This is a genomic window from Streptomyces sp. NPDC043952 (genome assembly GCF_056435325.1).
In genome coordinates, this window is sequence record NZ_JBWKES010000014.1 from 67776 (window position 1) to 86130 (window position 18355).

15 protein-coding genes are annotated in these 18355 nt (G+C 73.1%); 6 read left to right on the forward strand and 9 right to left on the reverse strand.

Annotation, left to right across the window (positions count from 1 at the left end; translation table 11 throughout):
• Window positions 1–4 precede the first annotated feature (4 nt).
• Window positions 5–904, reverse strand: a complete 900-nt coding sequence (locus AC069R_RS18165; RefSeq protein ID WP_478767787.1) for a YegS/Rv2252/BmrU family lipid kinase — start codon at window positions 902–904, stop codon at window positions 5–7.
• Window positions 905–1017: 113 nt separating this feature from the next.
• On the reverse strand, window positions 1018–2610 hold the full coding sequence (locus tag AC069R_RS18170; protein ID WP_478767788.1) for an FAD-binding oxidoreductase: 1593 nt from the start codon (window positions 2608–2610) through the stop codon (window positions 1018–1020).
• Between the two features lie 107 nt (window positions 2611–2717).
• On the opposite strand from AC069R_RS18170, the gene AC069R_RS18175 reads away from it, so the two are divergent.
• Window positions 2718–3326, forward strand: coding sequence for a TetR/AcrR family transcriptional regulator (locus tag AC069R_RS18175; RefSeq protein ID WP_478767789.1), 609 nt, complete (start codon window positions 2718–2720; stop codon window positions 3324–3326).
• Window positions 3323–4888, forward strand: a complete 1566-nt coding sequence (locus AC069R_RS18180; RefSeq protein WP_478767790.1) for a glycerol-3-phosphate dehydrogenase/oxidase — start codon at window positions 3323–3325, stop codon at window positions 4886–4888. Before AC069R_RS18175 ends, AC069R_RS18180 begins: the two co-directional genes overlap by 4 nt.
• 25 nt (window positions 4889–4913) lie before the next feature.
• Here AC069R_RS18180 and AC069R_RS18185 read toward each other — a convergent pair whose 3' ends face one another.
• The 5 genes from AC069R_RS18185 to AC069R_RS18205 all read right to left on the reverse strand — a co-directional run bounded on the left by AC069R_RS18185 (window position 4914) and on the right by AC069R_RS18205 (window position 11632).
• Window positions 4914–6362, reverse strand: coding sequence for a WGR domain-containing protein (locus AC069R_RS18185; protein WP_478767791.1), 1449 nt, complete (start codon window positions 6360–6362; stop codon window positions 4914–4916).
• A 108-nt stretch (window positions 6363–6470) separates the two neighbouring features.
• Window positions 6471–7445 carry a pyridoxal-phosphate dependent enzyme gene (locus AC069R_RS18190; protein WP_478767792.1) on the reverse strand — a complete coding sequence of 325 codons (975 nt, stop codon included), beginning with the start codon at window positions 7443–7445 and terminating at the stop codon, window positions 6471–6473.
• Window positions 7446–7540: 95 nt separating this feature from the next.
• A complete protein-coding gene (locus AC069R_RS18195) occupies window positions 7541–8191 on the reverse strand; it encodes a helix-turn-helix transcriptional regulator (RefSeq protein WP_478767793.1) in 651 nt (216 codons plus the stop codon).
• Between the two features lie 117 nt (window positions 8192–8308).
• Window positions 8309–10192, reverse strand: a complete 1884-nt coding sequence (locus tag AC069R_RS18200) for an ATP-binding cassette domain-containing protein (protein ID WP_478767794.1) — start codon at window positions 10190–10192, stop codon at window positions 8309–8311.
• Between the two features lie 639 nt (window positions 10193–10831).
• Window positions 10832–11632, reverse strand: coding sequence for an SDR family NAD(P)-dependent oxidoreductase (locus AC069R_RS18205; RefSeq protein ID WP_478767795.1), 801 nt, complete (start codon window positions 11630–11632; stop codon window positions 10832–10834).
• A gap of 388 nt (window positions 11633–12020) precedes the next feature.
• Between AC069R_RS18205 and AC069R_RS18210 the strand changes: the two genes are divergently transcribed.
• The gene (locus AC069R_RS18210; protein ID WP_478767796.1) at window positions 12021–13499 is read left to right on the forward strand and encodes a glutamate-cysteine ligase family protein; all 1479 of its coding nucleotides are present in this window, start codon (window positions 12021–12023) and stop codon (window positions 13497–13499) included.
• A 21-nt stretch (window positions 13500–13520) separates the two neighbouring features.
• Here AC069R_RS18210 and AC069R_RS18215 read toward each other — a convergent pair whose 3' ends face one another.
• Window positions 13521–14285 (reverse strand): cache domain-containing protein, encoded by a 765-nt coding sequence (locus AC069R_RS18215; protein ID WP_478767797.1) that lies wholly within the window; start codon window positions 14283–14285, stop codon window positions 13521–13523.
• Window positions 14286–14322: 37 nt separating this feature from the next.
• Window positions 14323–15069 carry a FadR/GntR family transcriptional regulator gene (locus AC069R_RS18220; RefSeq protein ID WP_478767798.1) on the reverse strand — a complete coding sequence of 249 codons (747 nt, stop codon included), beginning with the start codon at window positions 15067–15069 and terminating at the stop codon, window positions 14323–14325.
• A 104-nt stretch (window positions 15070–15173) separates the two neighbouring features.
• On the opposite strand from AC069R_RS18220, the gene AC069R_RS18225 reads away from it, so the two are divergent.
• Genes AC069R_RS18225 through AC069R_RS18235 form a run of 3 tightly spaced genes read left to right on the forward strand, consistent with a single transcriptional unit; the run spans window position 15174 to window position 18318 of the window.
• Window positions 15174–16205 carry an ABC transporter ATP-binding protein gene (locus AC069R_RS18225; protein WP_478767799.1) on the forward strand — a complete coding sequence of 344 codons (1032 nt, stop codon included), beginning with the start codon at window positions 15174–15176 and terminating at the stop codon, window positions 16203–16205.
• A gap of 22 nt (window positions 16206–16227) precedes the next feature.
• Window positions 16228–17421 (forward strand): ABC transporter substrate-binding protein, encoded by a 1194-nt coding sequence (locus tag AC069R_RS18230; RefSeq protein ID WP_478767800.1) that lies wholly within the window; start codon window positions 16228–16230, stop codon window positions 17419–17421.
• Window positions 17422–17424: 3 nt separating this feature from the next.
• A complete protein-coding gene (locus tag AC069R_RS18235) occupies window positions 17425–18318 on the forward strand; it encodes an ABC transporter permease (RefSeq protein WP_478767801.1) in 894 nt (297 codons plus the stop codon).
• Window positions 18319–18355 lie beyond the last annotated feature (37 nt).

Below are 18355 nucleotides of genomic sequence, written 5' to 3' on the forward strand. Positions count from 1 at the left end.
CGGGTCAGGCGGTGTCCGCGGGCCGGTACAGCACCGGCAGGTCGCCGGGCCGCACCCGGAGGGTCACCGGCAAGGTGGCCTCCACCTCGCCGTCGGCGCCGTAGGGCACGGAACCGGCGGCCTCGATGCGCAGCTCCTTCGCGCGCAGGACACGGACTTCGGGGCGGCGTATGTGGGTTCCGGTCTTCAGCTCGTTCATCAGGGTGAAGAACAGCCGGCGGGGCGCCTCCTTGATCATCACGATGTGCAGCAGGCCGTCGTCGACGCGGGCGCCGGGGGCGATCCGCCGACCGGAGCCGTAGTAGGGGGAGTTGGCGGCGACGACCGTGTAGCCGCGGTGGGTGTGCTCCTCGCCGTCGACGGTGACGCGGTAGTCGGCGGGGCGCCAGGTGGTCACCGCGCGCAGGCCGCCCGCGTAGTAGGCGGCGGCGCCGCGCAGCAGCCGGGCGTGGTTGGCGTGCCGGTTGGCCAGCGCGTCGACCCCGGCGTAGACGCTGCCGAGGACCACGGCGCGCCGGTGGACGGCGGACTCCACCTCGATGGTGTCGACGGGCCGGGGCTCGGCGTGCAGCAGGATGTCGGCGAGCGCGGCGGGCTCTGCCGGCAGGTCGAGGGCGCGGGCGAAGTCGTTGCCGCGGCCGGCCGGTACGAGGCCGAACACGGTTCCGGTGCCGCTGAGCGCGCCCCCGATGCCGCCGGTGATGCCGTCGCCGCCGACGGCGAGCACGATCCGGCCCCGCTCACCGGCCCGGCGGGCGATGTCCCGTGCGTGGGCCAGGCTGTGGCTGTACTCGGTCTCCAGACCGGCCCCGGCCTCCCTGAGCAGACGGGCCACCTGCAGCAGCGTGGCCGCCGCGGTGGAGCCGCCCGCGGTCGGGTTGACGACGGCGGTGAACTGGCGCATCGGGGGTGCCTCCGGGGCAGGCGGTGGATGGGGACGGTCGGTGGACGGGACGGTCGGTGGACGGGACGGTCGGTGGGCGAGTCAGTCGGTGGGCGAGTCAGTCGGTGGGCGACTCAGTCGGTGGGCAGCAGGACGCCGGGGTTGAGCAGTCCGTCGGGGTCGAGGCGGCGCTTGACGGCGCGCAGTGCCTCGGCGGCCAGTTCTCCGGTCTCCCTGAGATACCAGTCGCGGTGGTCGGTGCCCACCCCGTGGTGGTGGGAGATGGTGCCCCCGGCGGCCAGGATCGCCTCGTTGGCCGCGTGCTTGGCGGGCGTCCAGTGGGCCACCGGGTCCTCGCCCTGGGCGCTGACGACGGTGAAGTACAGCGAGGCGCCGTTCTCGTACACATGGGAGATGTGGCACATCACCAGCGGCGGGGTGCCCGCCGCGGTGAGGGTGTCGGTGAGCGCGGTGCGCACCGCCGCGTACAGCTCGGGGACGCGGGACCAGAAGGCGGCGGTCTCCAGGGTCTCGGCGAAGGCGCCGACGTCGAGGAGGGCGTCGCGCAGGTACGGCGCGGAGAAGCGGCCGTGCGCCCAGCGCTCGCCGGGCTCGGTGCCGAGCGGGGTGCCGCCGCAGGCGGTGAGGACGGCGGCGGCCCGCTCGCGCCGGTACGCGGTCTCCTCGGGCGTGCCCTCGTAGCCGGCGATGGCGAGGCACCCGGCGTCGCTCGGGCCGGGACCGGCGCCGATCTTGTCGGGCGAGGCGAGGCCGATGAGGGTCTCGGTCTCGTCGGACAGGCGCAGCACGGTCGGGCGCGGTCCGTCCTGGGCGAGCCTGCGCAGCGCGGCGGCGCCCTCCTCGAAGGAGGCGAACCGCCAGCCCTCGTAGATCTTCGTCTCGGGCAGGGGGCGCACGCGCACGGTCACGGAGGTGATGACGCCGAAGGCGCCCTCGGAGCCGAGGATCAGCTGGCGCAGGTCGGGGCCCGCAGCGGAGCGGGGGGCGCGGCCGGTCTCGACGGTGCCCTCGGGGGTGGCGAGGGTCAGGGCGAGGACCATCTCGTCGAAGCGGCCGTACCCTGCGGATGCCTGGCCGCTGGAGCGGGCCGCGGCGAAGCCGCCGATGCTGGCCCACTCGAAGGACTGCGGGAAGTGGCCGAGGGTGAAGCCGTGTCCGGCGAGGAGCGCCTCGGCCTCGGGGGCGCGCAGGCCGGGCTGGAGGACGGCGGTGCGCGAGACCGGGTCGAGGTCGAGCAGGGCGTCCATGCGGCGCAGGTCGAGCGCGACGAACGCGCCGCGCTCGGGGGCGAGTCCGCCGACGACGGAGGTGCCGCCGCCGAACGGGACGACGGCCAGTGCGTGGTCCGCGCAGGCGCGCAGTACGGCGATGACCTCGTCGTGGGTGGCGGGCAGGACCACGGCCTGCGGGACGTCGGTGACATCGCCGGTGCGGATGCGCAGCAGGTCGGGGGTGGACTTGCCGCGGGTGTGCCGGACGCGGCTCTCGGCGTCGGTGCGCACGTGCTCGGCGCCGCCGACGGCCGCGGCGAGCGCCGCCAGGGCGGCGGAGCCGGCCGTGGGAGCGGGCAGGCGGAGGTCGTCCAGGGCGAGCGCGGGGGTGCTGCGCGGCTTGACACCGAGCAGGTCGCGCAGCAGCCCGGTCACCGAGTCGGGCAGCGGTGCCGCCTTGGCCGGGTCGCCCCAGCCGTTCCACAGCATGTCCATTGAACGGTCGTCCTCACAAAGGTCGGTGTGCTCGGTCCGGGCGGTGTCCGGGGCCGTACGGCGACGGTCCGGCGCCCGCCCGACTCGGGGGCGTTACACTGTTACACATGACGCCTATTCGTCACAACGGTACGGAAGACGCGGAGAGCGATCCGATCCTCGACGCGGTGCGCGACTGCGTGCTGGCCGTCGGGGTCCGCCGCACGACCCTCGCCGACGTGGCCCGCCGCGCCGGTGTCTCCCGGATGACCCTGTACCGGCGCTGGCCGGATCTGCGCACGCTGGTGGGCGATCTGATGACCCGTGAGTGGATCGACGTGGCCGGCCGGGCAATCCCCGAGCCGGCGCCCGGCCTCGACACGCGCACCCGGATCGTGGAGGGGCTGGTGGCGGGCGTCGAGGCGTTCCGGGCGCACCCCTTGTTCCGCAAGATCGTCGACGTCGATCCGGAGCTGCTGCTCCCCTATGTGCTCGACCGGCGCGGGGCGAGCCAGCTGGCGCTGCTCGGGCTGCTGACCGAGAGCCTGCGCGAGGGCCACGCGGACGGCTCCGTGCGCCGCGCGCACACCGAACGCCAGGCGCGCGCCCTGCTGTTGACGGTGCAGTCCTTCACCCTGTCCCTGCGCACGATGACCGACGAGGACGATCCGGAGCTGGACTCCGCCGCCTTCCTCGGCGAGCTGCGCACCCTCCTGGAGAGGATCCTCAGGCCATGAGTCACACCGAGGCGGTACCCGGCTCGTCCCTCAGCGCGGCCCGGCGGGCCCGTGAGCTGACCGAGGCGGCGGGGCGGGTGGCCGACGTGCTGGTCGTGGGACTCGGCGCGACCGGGGCCGGAGTCGCCCTGGACGCGGCGGCCCGCGGTCTGGACGTCGTCGCGGTGGACGCCCACGACCTGGCCTTCGGCACCTCGCGCTGGAGTTCCAAGCTCATCCACGGCGGGCTGCGCTATCTGGCGTCCGCGCAGTTCGACGTGGCGCACGAGAGCGCGGTGGAGCGGGGGGTGCTGATGACCCGTACCGCCCCGCATCTGGTCGGCGCGCAGCCGTTCGTGCTGCCGCTGACGCCGATGGTGTCGACGGCTCAGGCGGCCGTCGCCTGGGCCGGGTTGCGGGCCGGGGACATGCTGCGGCTGGCCGCGCGCACCCCGCGCCAGGTGCTGCCCGCGCCGCGCCGGCTGTCGGCGACGGAGGCGCGGCACCTGGCGCCCGCGGTGCGCGGGGCCGGGCTGCGCGGCGGACTGCTGTCCTGGGACGGACGGGTCACCGACGACGCCCGGCTGGTGACCGCGCTGGCCCGTACGGCGGCGGCGCACGGGGCACGGGTGCTGACCCGCGTCCGGGTGCTGGAGCTGACCGGCGGCGGCGCCCGCGTCCGTGACGAACTCACCGGCGAGGAGGGCGAAATCAGGGCCCGTGTGGTGGTCAACGCCGCCGGGGTGTGGGCGGGCGGCCTGGTCGACGGCATCCGGATCCGGCCCTCGCGCGGCACGCATCTGGTGCTGCGCTCCGAGCGGCTCGGGGAGCTGCCGGCCGGGCTGCACATCCCGATCCCCGGCGAGACCAACCGCTTCGTGCTGGTGCTGCCCCAGGGGGACGGCCGGGTGTACGTCGGCCTCACCGACGAGCCCGTCGAGGGGGGCGTCCCGGATGTGCCGGAGGTGCCGGAGACGGACATCGGCTTCCTGCTGGACGTGCTCGGCTCGGCCCTGGACGTGCCCGTCGCCCGTGACGAGGTCGTCGGCGCCTTCGCCGGGCTGCGGCCGCTGCTGGACCTGTCGGGGGACGGCGCCGCGACGACCCGCACCTCCGACCTCTCACGCCGGCACGCGGTGCTGACCTCGCCGGACGGGGTGACCACGGTGGTCGGCGGCAAGCTCACCACGTACCGCCGGATGGCCCAGGACGCCGTGGACGCCGCCGCCGCGGCCGGTGGGCTCTCCGTACCCCCGTCCCCCACGGCCGGGCTGCCGCTGGTCGGTGCCGCCGCGCCCGGACGGCTGCGCGCCCTGCCGGTGCCCGGGCGCCTGGTCCGCCGCTACGGCACGGAAGCCCTGGCCGTCCACGCCCTCGCCGCCAAGGACCCCGCCCTCGCCGCGCCCGTGCTGCCCGGCCATCCGGTCACCCGCGCCGAACTCGTGTGGGCGGCCCGGCACGAGGGCGCACTGGACGCCTCCGACCTGCTGGACCGTCGTACCCGCATCGGCCTGGTCCCAAAGGACCGGGAGGCGGCGCTGGGGGTGGCGCGGGAGGTGATGGTGGAAGGGGTACTGCGCTGACGGCCTCCGAGGTCCGGCGGCGTCCTCACACCAGCCGCCGGATGTCCCCCCGCACCCGGTAGAAGCCGCCCGCCGCGGGGTGCAGGGCGTCCACGACGTAGCGGGCGCCCGGCACGCGTATCGCGCGGGGGAACTGGACGTTCCACGAGGGGTCGTAGCCGCCGGAGACGACGTGGACCCGCAGGCGGCCGGATTCCTGGACGCATTCCACGACGACGGAACCGGTCGGGGCCTGAGCGACGGTGGCGACCGCTTCGACGGCGGTGGCCGGGGCGTACGCGGGAAGGGCGGCGGCGAGTTTGACGTCGCGGACGACCGGCACCGAGCCCTGCTGGGCCGCGCCGATGGCGGACTCTCCGGCGTCCACGCACACCAGGAAGCCGTCGGTGGTCACCAGATACAGCCGCTCGTCCCGGTACTGCATCGACAGCGCGGAGCCGCTGCCCGTGCCGAGCTTCCACAGCCGGGTGCCGTCGCGGTCGAAGCAGTACACGGACGAGGCCGAGTCACCGGCGAAGACGAACCGGCCGCCCGGCGAGGTGGCGCAGGAGTACACCGCGCTGTCGCAGGCGTACGTCGCCTCGATCGCGCCGGTCGCCTTCGACAGCCGCTGCACCACGCGGTGCCCGGTGCCCGCGTACACCGCGTCGGCCTCCTGCCAGCCGAACAGCACCCCGCCGCGGGTGTCGGTGTGCCACAACTCGCCGCCGCCGTCCGGGTGGTAGGCGGTGACGCCCTGGTGGTGGCCGTGGTAGACGGCGCGGTCGTCGGCACGCACCATCCAGCCGCTGCCGCCCCCGCTGCGGCGGGCCCACTGGTGTTCGTCCTCGTGGTCGATGACGGTGAGCCGGCCCGCGCGGTCGGAGACGCTGAGCACGCCCTCGTGGATGTCCAGCCAGAAGATGTCGACGTCGGCGGCGATGTCGTAGGCGGCGAAGGGCAGTTTGGCGGACAGGTCGTACACCTTGCCGTCGTCGCAGCCCGCGTAGATCCAGAAGTCGTCGGCGACCAGGCACTTCACGCCGTCCGGCAGGCCGAAGCGGGCCAGTACGGTGCCCTCGTGGTCCAGGGTGTAGACGTCGCCCTCCTGGTTGCCGACCCAGCAGTGGTCGTCGTCCACATGGATGCCGAACGCCGCCGAGCCGGTCCGGAACCGCCACAGCGCCGGTGCCACGGCGCGCGCGGTGGACGGGGCCGAGCTGACCTCGCGCCGGGTCACCGGCCGCGGGGCCCGGCCGCCCGGCACCGCCGGGGCGTACCCCTTGCGGACCTTCTCCCCCACCTTCTTCGCCGCGGCGGCCCGCGCCTTCGCCACGGTCGGGAACGTGCTGGTCTGCGTCTGCCCGCCGGCGCCGATCCTGCCGTACCGCACCGTGACCACCAGGCCCTCGACGCGCACCTCGTAGAACTTGTGGGCGCCGCCGCCCTCCTGCGACAGCTCCAGATACGTCGTCTCCGCGGTCACCGCAGACATGGCACACCCCTCCCCACAGCGGACCCGCGGCCGCCCCGCAGGTCCTCACTGATCACACCGTAGGCGGGGGCACTGACAATCGACCGGGCGGCGGGGCACCGGCACGGCTCAGCCGCCGAGCAGCTCCGCGAAGCGGCGCGTGTCGATGTTGCCGCCCGAGGCGATGACGCCGACGCGGGGCGGGAGGTCGCCGGCGCGCCCGGCGAGGAGGGCGGCCAGGCCGGTGGCGCCGCTGGGTTCGAAGACGGTCCTCAGCCGGTCGAAGGCGAAGCGCATGGCGTCGAGGATCTCGGCGTCGCCGACCAGCGCGACCGAGTCGACCAGGTGCCGGTTGATCGCGAAGGTCAGCTCGCCGGGGACGGCGACGGCCTGGCCGTCGGCGACGGTGCGGGGCACGGGGACCGCGACCCGGCTGCCGCTCTCCAGGGACCGCTTGGTGTCGTCGCTGCCCTCCGGCTCCACGCCGACGACCCGGATGTCCCGGTGCAGCCCCTTGGCCGCGACGGCGCTGCCGGCGATCAGCCCGCCGCCTCCGACGGGCACCAGCAGGACGTCCAACGGGCCTGTCTCCTCCAGGAGTTCGAGGGCGGCGGTGCCCTGGCCCGCGATGACGTCCGGGTGGTCGTAGGGCGGGATCAGGGTCAGGCCGCGCTCCTTCGCGAGGGCCGTGCCGAGCGCCACGCGGTCCTGGGTGTAGCGGTCGTAGGTGACGATCTCGGCGCCGTATCCGGCGGTGGCCTCCATCTTGGAGCGCGGGGCGTCCTCGGGCATCAGGATGACGGCGCTAATGCCCAGTTCACGGGCGGCGAGGGCGGTGGCCTGGGCGTGGTTGCCGGAGGAGAACGCGGCGACGCCCTTGGCGCGTTCCTCGGGCGCGAGCCGGGCGATGGCGTTGTAGGCGCCGCGGATCTTGAAGGCGCCCATCCGCTGGAGGTTCTCGCACTTGATGAACACCCGTGCGCCCACCCGCTCGTCGAGGGTGCGCGAGGTGAGGACCGGGGTGCGGTGGACGAAGCCCCCGATGCGCGCGGCGGCGGCGCGGATGTCGTCGAGGGTCACGGGCAGGTCGGCGGCGCCGGGCATGGCGAAGTCCTCTTTCTTTGCCGGGTGTTGGTCGGTGCTGCTGCTTCGGCCGGGTGCGTGCCGGTCCCTCCGGGGCCCGGAGAAGGACCGTCGGCTCACCGCGGATCCGACGGTGGTTTCGCGTAGTTGTAGATCGTCGCCCGCGAGACACCGAGGAGGTCGGCGATGGTCCGCGCGGCGTCGCGGGACTCGAAGTAGCCGTCCCGGTTGAGCTGTCGCACGAGTGCCCTCTTGTCCGTCCGGCTCAGCGACCGGGGCGGGGCGCCGCGCTCGGCGGCGAACTCCTCGACCGCGCGGCGCAGTTCGCGTGCGTGGCGGTCGCGCAGCGTCTCCAGGGGCTGGTCGCCGTGTCCGCTGTCGGTGGCGACGAGGTTGGCCAGGGCGAGCGTGACGGGCGACAGCACGGAGACGTCGAGGTTGAGGCAGAGCGCCGCGATGTACCGGCCCTCGGCGTTCTTGATGCCGATGGACGTGCTTTTCACCGGGCGGCCGTCCGGGAAGCGGTTGGGGTAGTTCTGGACGACATCGGGGAAGGCGGGGTCGGCGATGCGGCCGAGGCCCAACTCGGTCGCCGGATCGCCCACCTGACGGCCCGACAGGTTGTTCTCGATGGCCCGGATCGAGCGGTCCGCGTCCCGCAGGTCGTGCAGGACCACCTCGCACAGGCCCGGAAACATCCGGCCCAGGGCGACGGCGATCTTCTCGGCCTCCCGGACGAGATGCTCGTCCGCCGCCGCACCGTCCATCCGCCGGCCCCTCCCCCGAGACGCTTTGGTCTCAAAATCCATTTCTGGACAGCGAGGCTAAGTGATCGGCCGGCCACTGTCCAGGGAGTACCACCGGAGCCGGACCCGGCCGGGGCGTCAGCGGTCCTTGGCCAGGGCGACGAGTTCGGCGAACAGCCCGCCGCCCGCCACGAGTTCGTCGTAGTGCCCCTGTTCCACGATGCGTCCCCGCCGCATCACGACGATCCGGTCCGCGAGGCGGGTGTTCTCCAGCTGGTGGGTGACGACGATCGTCATCCGGCGGGCGGCGATCCGCTTGATCTCCAGGAAGATACGGTGCTCGCCGCGCGGGTCCATCTGCGAGGTGGGCTCGTCCAGGATGAGCAGGGGGGTACGGCGGTACAGCGCGCGGGCGCAGGCCAGCCGCTGCCACTGGCCGCCGGACAGCTCGACGCCGCCGTAGACCTCCCGAGCGAGCAGGGTGTCGAGCCCGTGCGGCAGCCCCTCGATCGCCTCGCGCATGCCGACGGCGTCCACGGCCTGCCAGACCGGGCCGTCGTCGTGGGTGCGCGGCTGGCCGAGGGTGATGTTCTCCCGTGTGCGCAGCGGCCAGCAGGCGAAGTTCTGTGGCACGAGCGCGGTACGCGACCACACGGACTCGGGCCGGGCGCCGGCCAGATCGAGGCCGTCCCAGCGGACACTGCCCTTGTCCGGCAGGAGGATGCCGGTGATGAGCCTGGTCAGCGTGGACTTGCCGGAGCCGTTCTCGCCGACGATCGCGAGGATCTCGCCGCGGCGCAGGGTGAGGGAGACGCCGTCCACGGCGGGCTCCTCCTTGCCGGGGTAGCGGTGCACCACCCCGTCGAGGCGGATCTCCTCGACCTCCTCGGGAATCATCGACTCTCCCCGTTTCGGGGCGCGTTCGGCGGCCAGGTCGAGGAACGAGCGCATGTCCGCGAGGTAGAGGGAGGTGTGGAACAGCGCGGCGCCGTTCTGCACGACCTGGGTCAGCGCGCCGAGCGTGGTCTGGACGGCGACGACCGCGGTGGCGGCGACGGGCAGCGCCACCCGCCCGGTCATCGCGAGCCAGGCGAGCGCGGCCCAGGTGACGAGCAGGAACAGGCCGCCGAGCGCGGAGGTCGCGAGGACGATGCGGAGCATGCGGGGCGCGGCCTGGAGGACGCGCCGGTCGATCCGCTCGGACAGCGCGCGGTACCAGTAGACGAGGTAACCGGTCATCCCGTTCGCGCGGACCTCGTCGCCGTGCCGGGAGTACGCGGCCCACCAGCGCATCATGCCGCGTACGTTGCGGTCGGCGAGGTTGAGGTAGTGGGTCTCGTAGTCGACGCGGGCCGAGAGCACCGCCCCGAGGCCGGCGGGCAGCACCGCCAGCAGCAACAGCGGCAGCATCAGCCAGTGCAGTGCGGTGATCACACCGCCGGCGGCGATCATGCGGACGAGGGCGGCCATGAACCGCTGGGCGTCCTTGACCATGGTGGTGGTGCGGGTGACGCCGACCTCCGCCGCTTCCTGCCGGTCGGCGAAGCCGTCCTCGCCGGAGGCCGACGCCTCCACATGGCAGACGGCGGAGACGAGCGCCACGTCGGCCTCGGTGACCAGGCGCGGGGTGATCCGGCCGTCGGCGTAGGAGGCGAGGGCCGAGCTGATCCGGCCGGTGGCGGCGGCCGCGGTGACCACCGCGAGGGCGGGCAGCGCCCCGTGCAGGCGTTCGGACACCGGGCCCGCGCCGAGGATGTGGGTCATGGCCCGCGAGGTGGCGGTCAGGACGAGGGCGGCGGCGACGCCGGTGACGAGCTGGCAGCCGAGGAGCAGGACGACACCGGCGCGGTCCACCGCCCAGGCCATGCGCGCGGTCCGGCCGAGCACCGAGGGCAGCCGGCCGCACATGGTACGGAAACTGGCCTCTTCCAGCGGGTTCTTGCCGTACTCCCCCTCGTAGCCGATCGTGGCCGGCGGTGGGGGTGTCGGGGAGCTTTCGGTCGAGGCGTCGGTCACGGTCACCTGCGTACCTCCTCGGGGTCGGCACCGCATTCAGGGTGGTCCGGTGGTGCCCGGCTCAACGAGGGGGAGAACGATTCGAACGCGCTCGATTCCGGACGAAGCGGCGGCCCGTGATCCGGGGGCCTCGAACGGGCGGTCGCGGCGGCGCAAGGGCTCCCGCGCGGGCGGGCGTGGCCGAAACGCCGGTGCCGGAGGCGGGTGGGGCGTGTGTGACGGGCGGGGTTCGCCCGGACGCGCGGGGCAGGCAAGGAGGACGCGGGGCAGGCAAGGAGGGCCGGAGCGGAGGCGGAGGCACGGATCAGCAGCGGAGGGGCCGGGCAGAGGCAGAGGCACGGATCAGCAGCGGAGGGGCGGGGAACTACCCGAGCGCATGGATTAAACGTTCCCCGCCCCGGCTCGACCCCCACCGGCAGCGCCGACGCGTCGGCGGTGTGGCGGGGGCCGGTCTGGGGCGCCGCGGCACGCAGGGGGCGTACCGCGAGCGTGCGGAAATGCCGTGACGCGCCGGGGCGGCCGCGGCGACCGAAGATCTCGTTCAGACCTTGCGTCGCCGCCCGCCCGGCGGCCAACGGAGACGGACCGACCGGGTGACACATCGAGACGGACCGGCCGGGTGCCGCCCACGGACCGACGCGCCGGCTACTGGCCCTCGTCGTCCTCGGCGGTCCCCGGTTCGGTCATCGAGCGGTGCATGGCGGCCTTGGTGCTGTCCGGCAGGACCTTGTTGGCGGCGCCTTGGGCCTTGGTCTTCAGGGAACCGGTGACGACCGAGCCGCGGCCGTGGGTGATCGCGTCGTACGCCTGCCGGGCGACGTCGTCCGGGTCGTCCTTCTCCATGGTGCCGAGTTTGGTGTCGCCGAGGTCGGCGCGGCGGAAGAAGTCGGTGTCCGTCGGTCCGGGCAGGAACGCGGTGACGCTGACGTCCGTGTCCTTCACCTCCTCGCGCAGCGCCTCGGCGAAGGACTGCACGAACGACTTCGAGGCGTTGTACACGGGCTGGAAGGGGCCCGGCGCGGTCGCCGCGATCGAGGAGGTGAACGCGAGCCGGCCCGTGCCGCGGCGGGCCATGCCGCGCAGCAGCGGTTTGGCGAGCCGTACGGTCGAGGTCACGTTCAGGTCGATGACGGAGAGGTCGTCGGCGAGATCGGTGTCCGTGAAGGCCCCGCCCTGCCCGACCCCGGCGTTGAGCACGGCGACGTCGATGTCCAGGCCGCTCGTCGCCTCGACCAGCCGGTCCACGCCGTCCGCGTCCCGGAGGTCGGCCCGTACGGCGCGGACCTCGGCGCCGGTCTCCCGCAGCCGCCCCGCCGCCTGGTCCAGGCGGCCGTCCTCCGCGTTGATCACCAGGTCGTAGCCGTGCTCGGCGAACTGCCTGGCCAGTGCGTATCCGATTCCGCTGGACGCCCCGGTCACCAGGGCGAGTGGCTTTTCCTCGTTCATACGCTCCGGGGTAACCAGCGTCGCGGGACCTCAACCCCGGCGGGCACCTCCGGCCGGGGCGAGCTGGCCCGCGGCCGCATGGTGGCCCCGGCCATACGAGCCGCGTCCTGGCCCCGGCCGATGGACCGCACGGGAGCCCCCGCCCAAGAGCCGCGCCGTGGCCCCCGCCGCGGGGCCGCACGGTGGCCCCAGCTGACAAGCCGCATCATGGCCCCGGCCAATGGACCGCACGGGGCCCCGGCCGGTGGACCGCACGGGAGCCCCCGCCCAAGAGCCGCGCCGTGGCCCCCGCCGGGGGGCCGCGTGGTGGCCCCCCACCGATGGTGCGACATTGGGATGAGACTGTCCGACGATGAGACCGTCCGACGAGGGTCACCCTGGAGGCGCGATGGGGCGTGACGTCCCGGCGCTCGTGTTCACCCGCGAGGACCGCCGCCGGTACCGGGTCAAGATGCAGGAGTGCCTGGACGCGTTCGCGAAGATGCTGCGGGAGGCGCGGTTCGACGCCGAGCGGCCGCAGGTCGGCCTGGAGATAGAGCTGAATCTGGTGGACGACGACGCCGAGCCCGCCATGCGCAACAGCGATGTGCTGGACGCGATCTCCGACCCGGCGTGGTCCACCGAGCTGGGCCGCTTCAACCTGGAGATCAATGTGCCGCCGAGACGGCTGACGGCGGGCGGGCCGGACGCCTGGGAGTCGGAGATACGGGCCGCGCTGGACCACGCCGACGAACGGGCGCGCACGGTCGGCGCCCGGCTGATCACGGTCGGCATCCTGCCCACGCTGCGGCAGGCGGACATCGGCGAGGAGACGCTGTCGGAGAATCCCCGCTACCGGCTGCTCAACGACCAGCTCTTCGCGGCCCGCGGCGAGGACCTGCGCATCGAGGTGGACGGCGTGGACCGGCTGCGCACCTACGCGGACAGCATCACCCCGGAGGCCGCCTGCACCAGCACCCAGTTCCATCTCCAGGTCTCCCCGGAGGAGTTCCCCGGCTACTGGAACGCGGCGCAGGCCATCGCCGGCGTCCAGGTGGCGCTCGCGGCGAACGCGCCCTTCCTGTTCGGCAAGGAGCTGTGGCACGAGACCCGGATACCGCTGTTCGAACAGGCCACGGACACCCGCCCGCAGGAGATCAAGGTGCAGGGCGTACGGCCGCGGGTGTGGTTCGGGGAGCGGTGGATCACCAGCGTCTTCGACCTGTTCGAGGAGAACGTGCGCTATTTCCCCGCACTGCTCCCGCTGTGCGACGACGAGGACCCGGTGGAGACGCTGGACCGCGGCGACGTGCCCGAGCTCGGTGAACTCACCCTGCACAACGGCACGATCTACCGCTGGAACCGCCCCGTCTACGCCGTCTTCCGCGACCGGCCGCACATCCGCGTGGAGAACCGGGTGCTGCCCGCCGGGCCGACCGTCGCCGACACCCTCGCCAACGGCGCCTTCTACTACGGGCTCACCCGCGCGCTGGTCGAGGAGGACCGGCCGGTGTGGTCGCGGATGTCCTTCAAGGCCGCCGAGGAGAATCTGCACAGCGCCGCCCGGCACGGCATGGAAGCGCTGCTGTACTGGCCCGGCGCCGGCGAGGTCACGGCGCCCGAACTGGTGCTGCGCCGGCTGCTGCCGCTCGCCCACCGCGGCCTGGAGCACTCCGGGATGGACGCGGCCTGGCGGGAGCCGCTGCTCGGCATCATCGAGCAGCGCTGTGTGGCGGCCCGCAACGGCGCCGTGTGGCAGAAGGAGATGTTCCACCACATCATCGGCACCGCGCACTGCTCCCGGCACGAGGCACTGCGGCGCATGACGGAGCTGTACATCGACTACATGCACCTCAACGCCCCGGTCCACACCTGGCCGGTCGACTGAGCCGCCCGACTCCTGTGCGTCTCAGGCCAGTACGAGCACCAGCGGGACCCCCCGGCACGGCACGAGACGCATGCCCTCGTGGACGCCGGTCCGGTGCTCCCCGAGCAGCAGTTCGCCGAAGTCCGGTCCCCTGGTGAGGGAGCCGGCCAGATGCGCGGGGTCCGCGGAGGCGGCGACGCGGCCGCGGGCGTTCACCAGATGGGCGGGGCGCGCGAGGTGCCGTAGCAGCGGCAGCACGGCGGTCTCGAAGTGGCGCAGATACACATCGGCCGCGGCCACTCCGGCGAACTCCCCCTGCACGTACACCGGTTCGGACAGGGTGAGGCTGTACTCGTCGGAGCAGAGATAGTCGACGTACGGTCCGGCGACCGCCCGGCGTCCGGTGGCGCGGGGCAGCGCGAACCAGTCCCAGTGGGTGTAGTCGGAGTACGCCGAGCGGCCGGGGTCGAGGTCGAGCAGCAGCGGTCGTACGTCGCCCCCGGCGGCGCACTGCCACCACTCCAGCCAGGCGGGCACATCGGCGAGCAGCCCCGGAGCGGCGACGAAGCCGGCGCCGGAGACCAACTCGCCGCATCTGAGGCGCTGATGGAGTCCGGGGCGGAGGGAGGCGAGGTCGGCGCTGACCGCCGGGCGCCCCTCGGCGCTCACTCGGGCGAGCAAGGCCGTCGCCTCGGCGCGGGTGGCGGCGACCGCGTCGAAGACGGCCTCCAGGGCGCCGCCCACCCGCGCGGCCACCCGCAGTTCCATCTCCGTGCCGGGGGCGGCTAGCTCGGGGCTGACGCCCATCGTGTCCTCCAGCGGACGGGAACCGGACGCGGCGCGCTCAGAGTCCGAGGCGTACGGCGACGAGCCGGGCCACCGGCTCCCTGACGCACCGCTCGGCCAGCGCGCCGGCCGTTGCGTGGTCCCCATCCTGCACGGCGGAGATCAACCCGCGCTGCCGGTCCGCAACTTCTTCACGACAGGAGTCGTCGGCGAGCACGAGGCAGGGCAGCGCGCCCACTTCGCCCTGGAGCGCGAGCTGTTCGCGGGTGAGCCGGGCGGACTGGGCGGCGGCCGCGAGTTCGACATGGAAACGGCCGTACAGCCGGCAGCGCGCCGCCGCGCCATCGGCCCGCGTCAACTCCTCGGCTGTGCGGCGCAGTTGGATCAGGTCCTCGGGTTCGGTGCGCTGGGCGGCGAGCCGGGCGGCGGCGCCGGACAGGGCGGCCCAGTGGTCGCCGAGGTCGCGCAGTTCCTCGGTGCTCCAGCCGCGCAGCCGGGTCCTGAGCCGGTCCCCGGCGGGCAGCTCGGGCAGTGAGACGAAGCTGCCGCCGCCGCGGCCCCGGCGGGTGATCAGCAGGCCCTGCTGCCGCAGGGCCATGAGGGCCTCCCGCAACGTGACGGTGGAGACGCCGAGCTGCCCCGCGAGTTCGCTCTCGCCCGGCAGTTGCTCGCCGTCCGCGAGGAGGCCCAGTTCTATCGCGTCGCCGAGGCGGCGGACGACGGTGTCCACGCGGGCCCGGTTGTCCACCGGGCTGAACACCGCCCTGCGGGCGCCGCCGTCGATCCGTTCCTGTCTCACGGCCATCACCTCGTGCGCTGACTCAAGCTTTACCCCAACGGGCTCTTGAGCTGAGAACTATGACTTCATATGTTTGCGGACAACGTACCGCGCGCCAGAAAGGTTCCCCCATGCAGGGAATTGCGATCCGGCTGCACGACCTGCGCAAGTCGTTCGGCGAGACGACCGCCGTCGCGGGGGTCGATCTGGAGATACGGGACGGCGAGTTCTTCTCGATGCTCGGCCCGTCCGGCTCCGGGAAGACCACGGTGCTGCGGCTCGTGGCCGGGTTCGAGACGCCCGACGCGGGCCGGATCGAGCTGGCCGGGCAGGAGGTCACCGGGCTCGCCCCGTTCGAGCGGGACGTGCACACCGTCTTCCAGGACTACGCGCTCTTCCCGCACATGACGGTCGAGCAGAACGTGGCGTACCCGCTGAAGATACGCAAGGTCCCCAAGGCCCAGCGTCTCGCCCGTACTCGCGAGGCGCTCGCGCAAGTGCGGCTGGAGGGCTACGGCGCCCGGCGGCCCGCCCAGCTGTCCGGCGGGCAGCGGCAGCGGGTCGCGCTCGCCCGCGCCCTCGTCGGCCGCCCCCGTGTGCTGCTCCTGGACGAGCCGCTGGGCGCCCTCGACCTGAAGCTGCGCGAGCGGATGCAGAGCGAACTCAAGGCGATCCAGCGGGAGGTGGGGATCACCTTCGTGTTCGTCACCCACGACCAAGCGGAGGCGCTGACCATGAGCGACCGGATCGCCGTCTTCGACCGGGGCCGCATCGCCCAGGTCGGCACCCCCGCGGAGATCTACGAACGCCCGGCGACGCCCTTCGTCGCCGCCTTCGTCGGCACCTCCAACCTGCTCGACGGAGAGGCAGCCCGGCGGCTCGTCGGCGCCGAGGGCGTCTACAACATCCGCCCGGAGAAGATCCGCGTCCTGAAGGAGTCCGCGGAGGCGGACGAGCCCGAACACACCACCGTCACGGGCGTGGTCGCCGATGTCGTCTACCTCGGGGACACCACCCGGCTCCTCGTCGACCTCGACGGCGGCGGCCGGCTCACCACGGTGCAGCAGAACCTGGAGACCTCCGCCGAGGACGTCGCCGCCTACCGCGGCGGCCGGGTCCGCCTCCAGTGGCACCGCCGCCACGCCGTCCGACTGCCCTCCTGAACCCCACACGTGGAGAAACGCCGTGCGTCTCACCCGAACCCTGCGCACCGCCGCCTGCGCCGGTGCCGCCCTGCTGCTCGCCGCCGCCTGCGACTCCTCCGGCTCCACCTCCGCCACCGGCCTCAACCCGCCCGATCTGAAGGCCCCGACGAAGCTCGGCAGGACCGAGGGGCAGGTCAACCTGATCGCCTGGGCCGGCTATGTCGAGGACGGCTCGAACGACCCGAGGGTCGACTGGGTCCACGACTTCGAGACGCGGACGGGCTGCCAGGTCCACTCCAAGGTCGCCGCCAGCTCGGACGAGATGGTCAAGCTCATGAAGACCGGCGAGTACGACGCCGTGTCCGCCTCCGGCGACGCCTCCCTGCGGCTGATCGCCTCCGGTGACGCGGCCCCCGTCAACACCGGCCTGGTGCCCAACTACAAGGACGTCTTCAGCGGGTTGAGGAACGGCGCCTGGAACTCGGTGGACGGCAGGATGTACGGCATCCCGCACGGCCGGGGCGCCAATCTGCTGATGTACAACACCCAGAAGGTGAAGCCCGCGCCCACCTCCTGGTCCGCGGTCTTCGAGGGCGCGTCCAGGTACAAGGGGCACGTGACCGCGTACGACTCGCCGATCTACATCGCCGACGCGGCCCTCTATCTCAAGGCCACCAGGCCGGAGTTGAAGATCAAGGACCCGTACGCGCTGGACCAGAGGCAGTTCGACGCGGCCGTGGCCCTGCTGAAGAAGCAGAACGCGAACGTGGGCGAGTACTGGGGCGACTACCTCAAGGAGGTCTCCGCCTTCAAGAGCGGCGACTCGGTCGTCGGGACCACCTGGCAGGTGATCGCCAACCTCGCGGCCTCCGAGGGTGCCAAGGTCAAGGCGCGGGTTCCGAAAGAGGGTTCGACCGGCTGGTCGGACACCTGGATGGTCTCCAGCAAGGCCAAGCACCCCAACTGCGCCTACAAATGGCTGAACTGGATCGTCTCCCCCAAGGTCAACGCCGAGGTCGCCGAGTACTTCGGCGAGGCCCCCGCCAACTCCAAGGCGTGCGCGGAGACTTCGGACAGGAACTTCTGCACGGTCTACCACGCGGCCGACGAGAACTACTGGAAGCGGATCGCCTTCTGGAACACCCCGATCGAGCAGTGCCTGGACGGCCGCAAGGACGTGAAGTGCGTGCCCTACGCCAAGTGGGTGCAGGCCTGGACCGAGATCAAGGGCTGACCGGTGGCGAGCGAAGCGACCACCGCGGAACAGGCCTCGGGGGTACGGCGGCTCGCCGGGGCCCTGCACCGCCGGCCCCGGCTGCGCCTGACCCTGCTGCTCACCGCGCCGCTCCTGTGGCTGATCGTGCTGTACCTCGGCTCGCTGGCGGTGCTGTTCGCCTCCGCGTTCTGGACCACCGACTCCTTCACCTCCCAGGTGGTGAAGGTCTGGTCGGCGGACAACTTCCACCAGCTGGTGACGGTGCCGGTGTTCCGCGAAGTGATCGTGCGCAGCGTGGGCGTCGCGCTCGCCGTGACCGTGCTGTGCGCGCTGATCGCCTTCCCGGTCGCCTTCTACACCGCGCGGGTGGCCCCGCCGCGCCGGCGCCCGCTGCTGGTGGTCGCCATCCTCACCCCGCTCTGGGCGAGTTACCTGGTCAAGGTGTACGCCTGGCGGCTGATCCTGTCGAGGGGCGGGCTCGCCGACTGGCTGCTCGCGCCGTTCGGCACCGGCGGCCCCGGATTCGGGCTGCCGGCCACCGTGCTCACGCTGACGTACCTGTGGCTGCCGTACATGATCCTGCCGGTCCACACCGCGCTCGAACAGCTTCCGGCGCGGCTGCTCGACGCGTCGGCGGACCTCGGGGCCCGCGCGGGGCGCACCTTCCGTTCGGTGGTGCTGCCGATGGTGCTGCCGTCGGTGGCGGCGGGCTCGGTGTTCACCTTCTCGCTGAGCCTCGGCGACTACATCACCGTGCAGATCGTCGGCGGCAAGACACAGCTGATCGGCAATCTCGTGTATTCCAACATCGAGTTGAACCTGCCCATGGCCGCCGCGCTCGGCACCGTCCCCGTGCTCGTGATCGTCCTGTACCTGCTGGCGATCCGCCGCACCGGCGCCCTGAGCAGCCTGTGACCGGCCTCCGCACCAGCCCCCGCACCGGCCTCCGGAG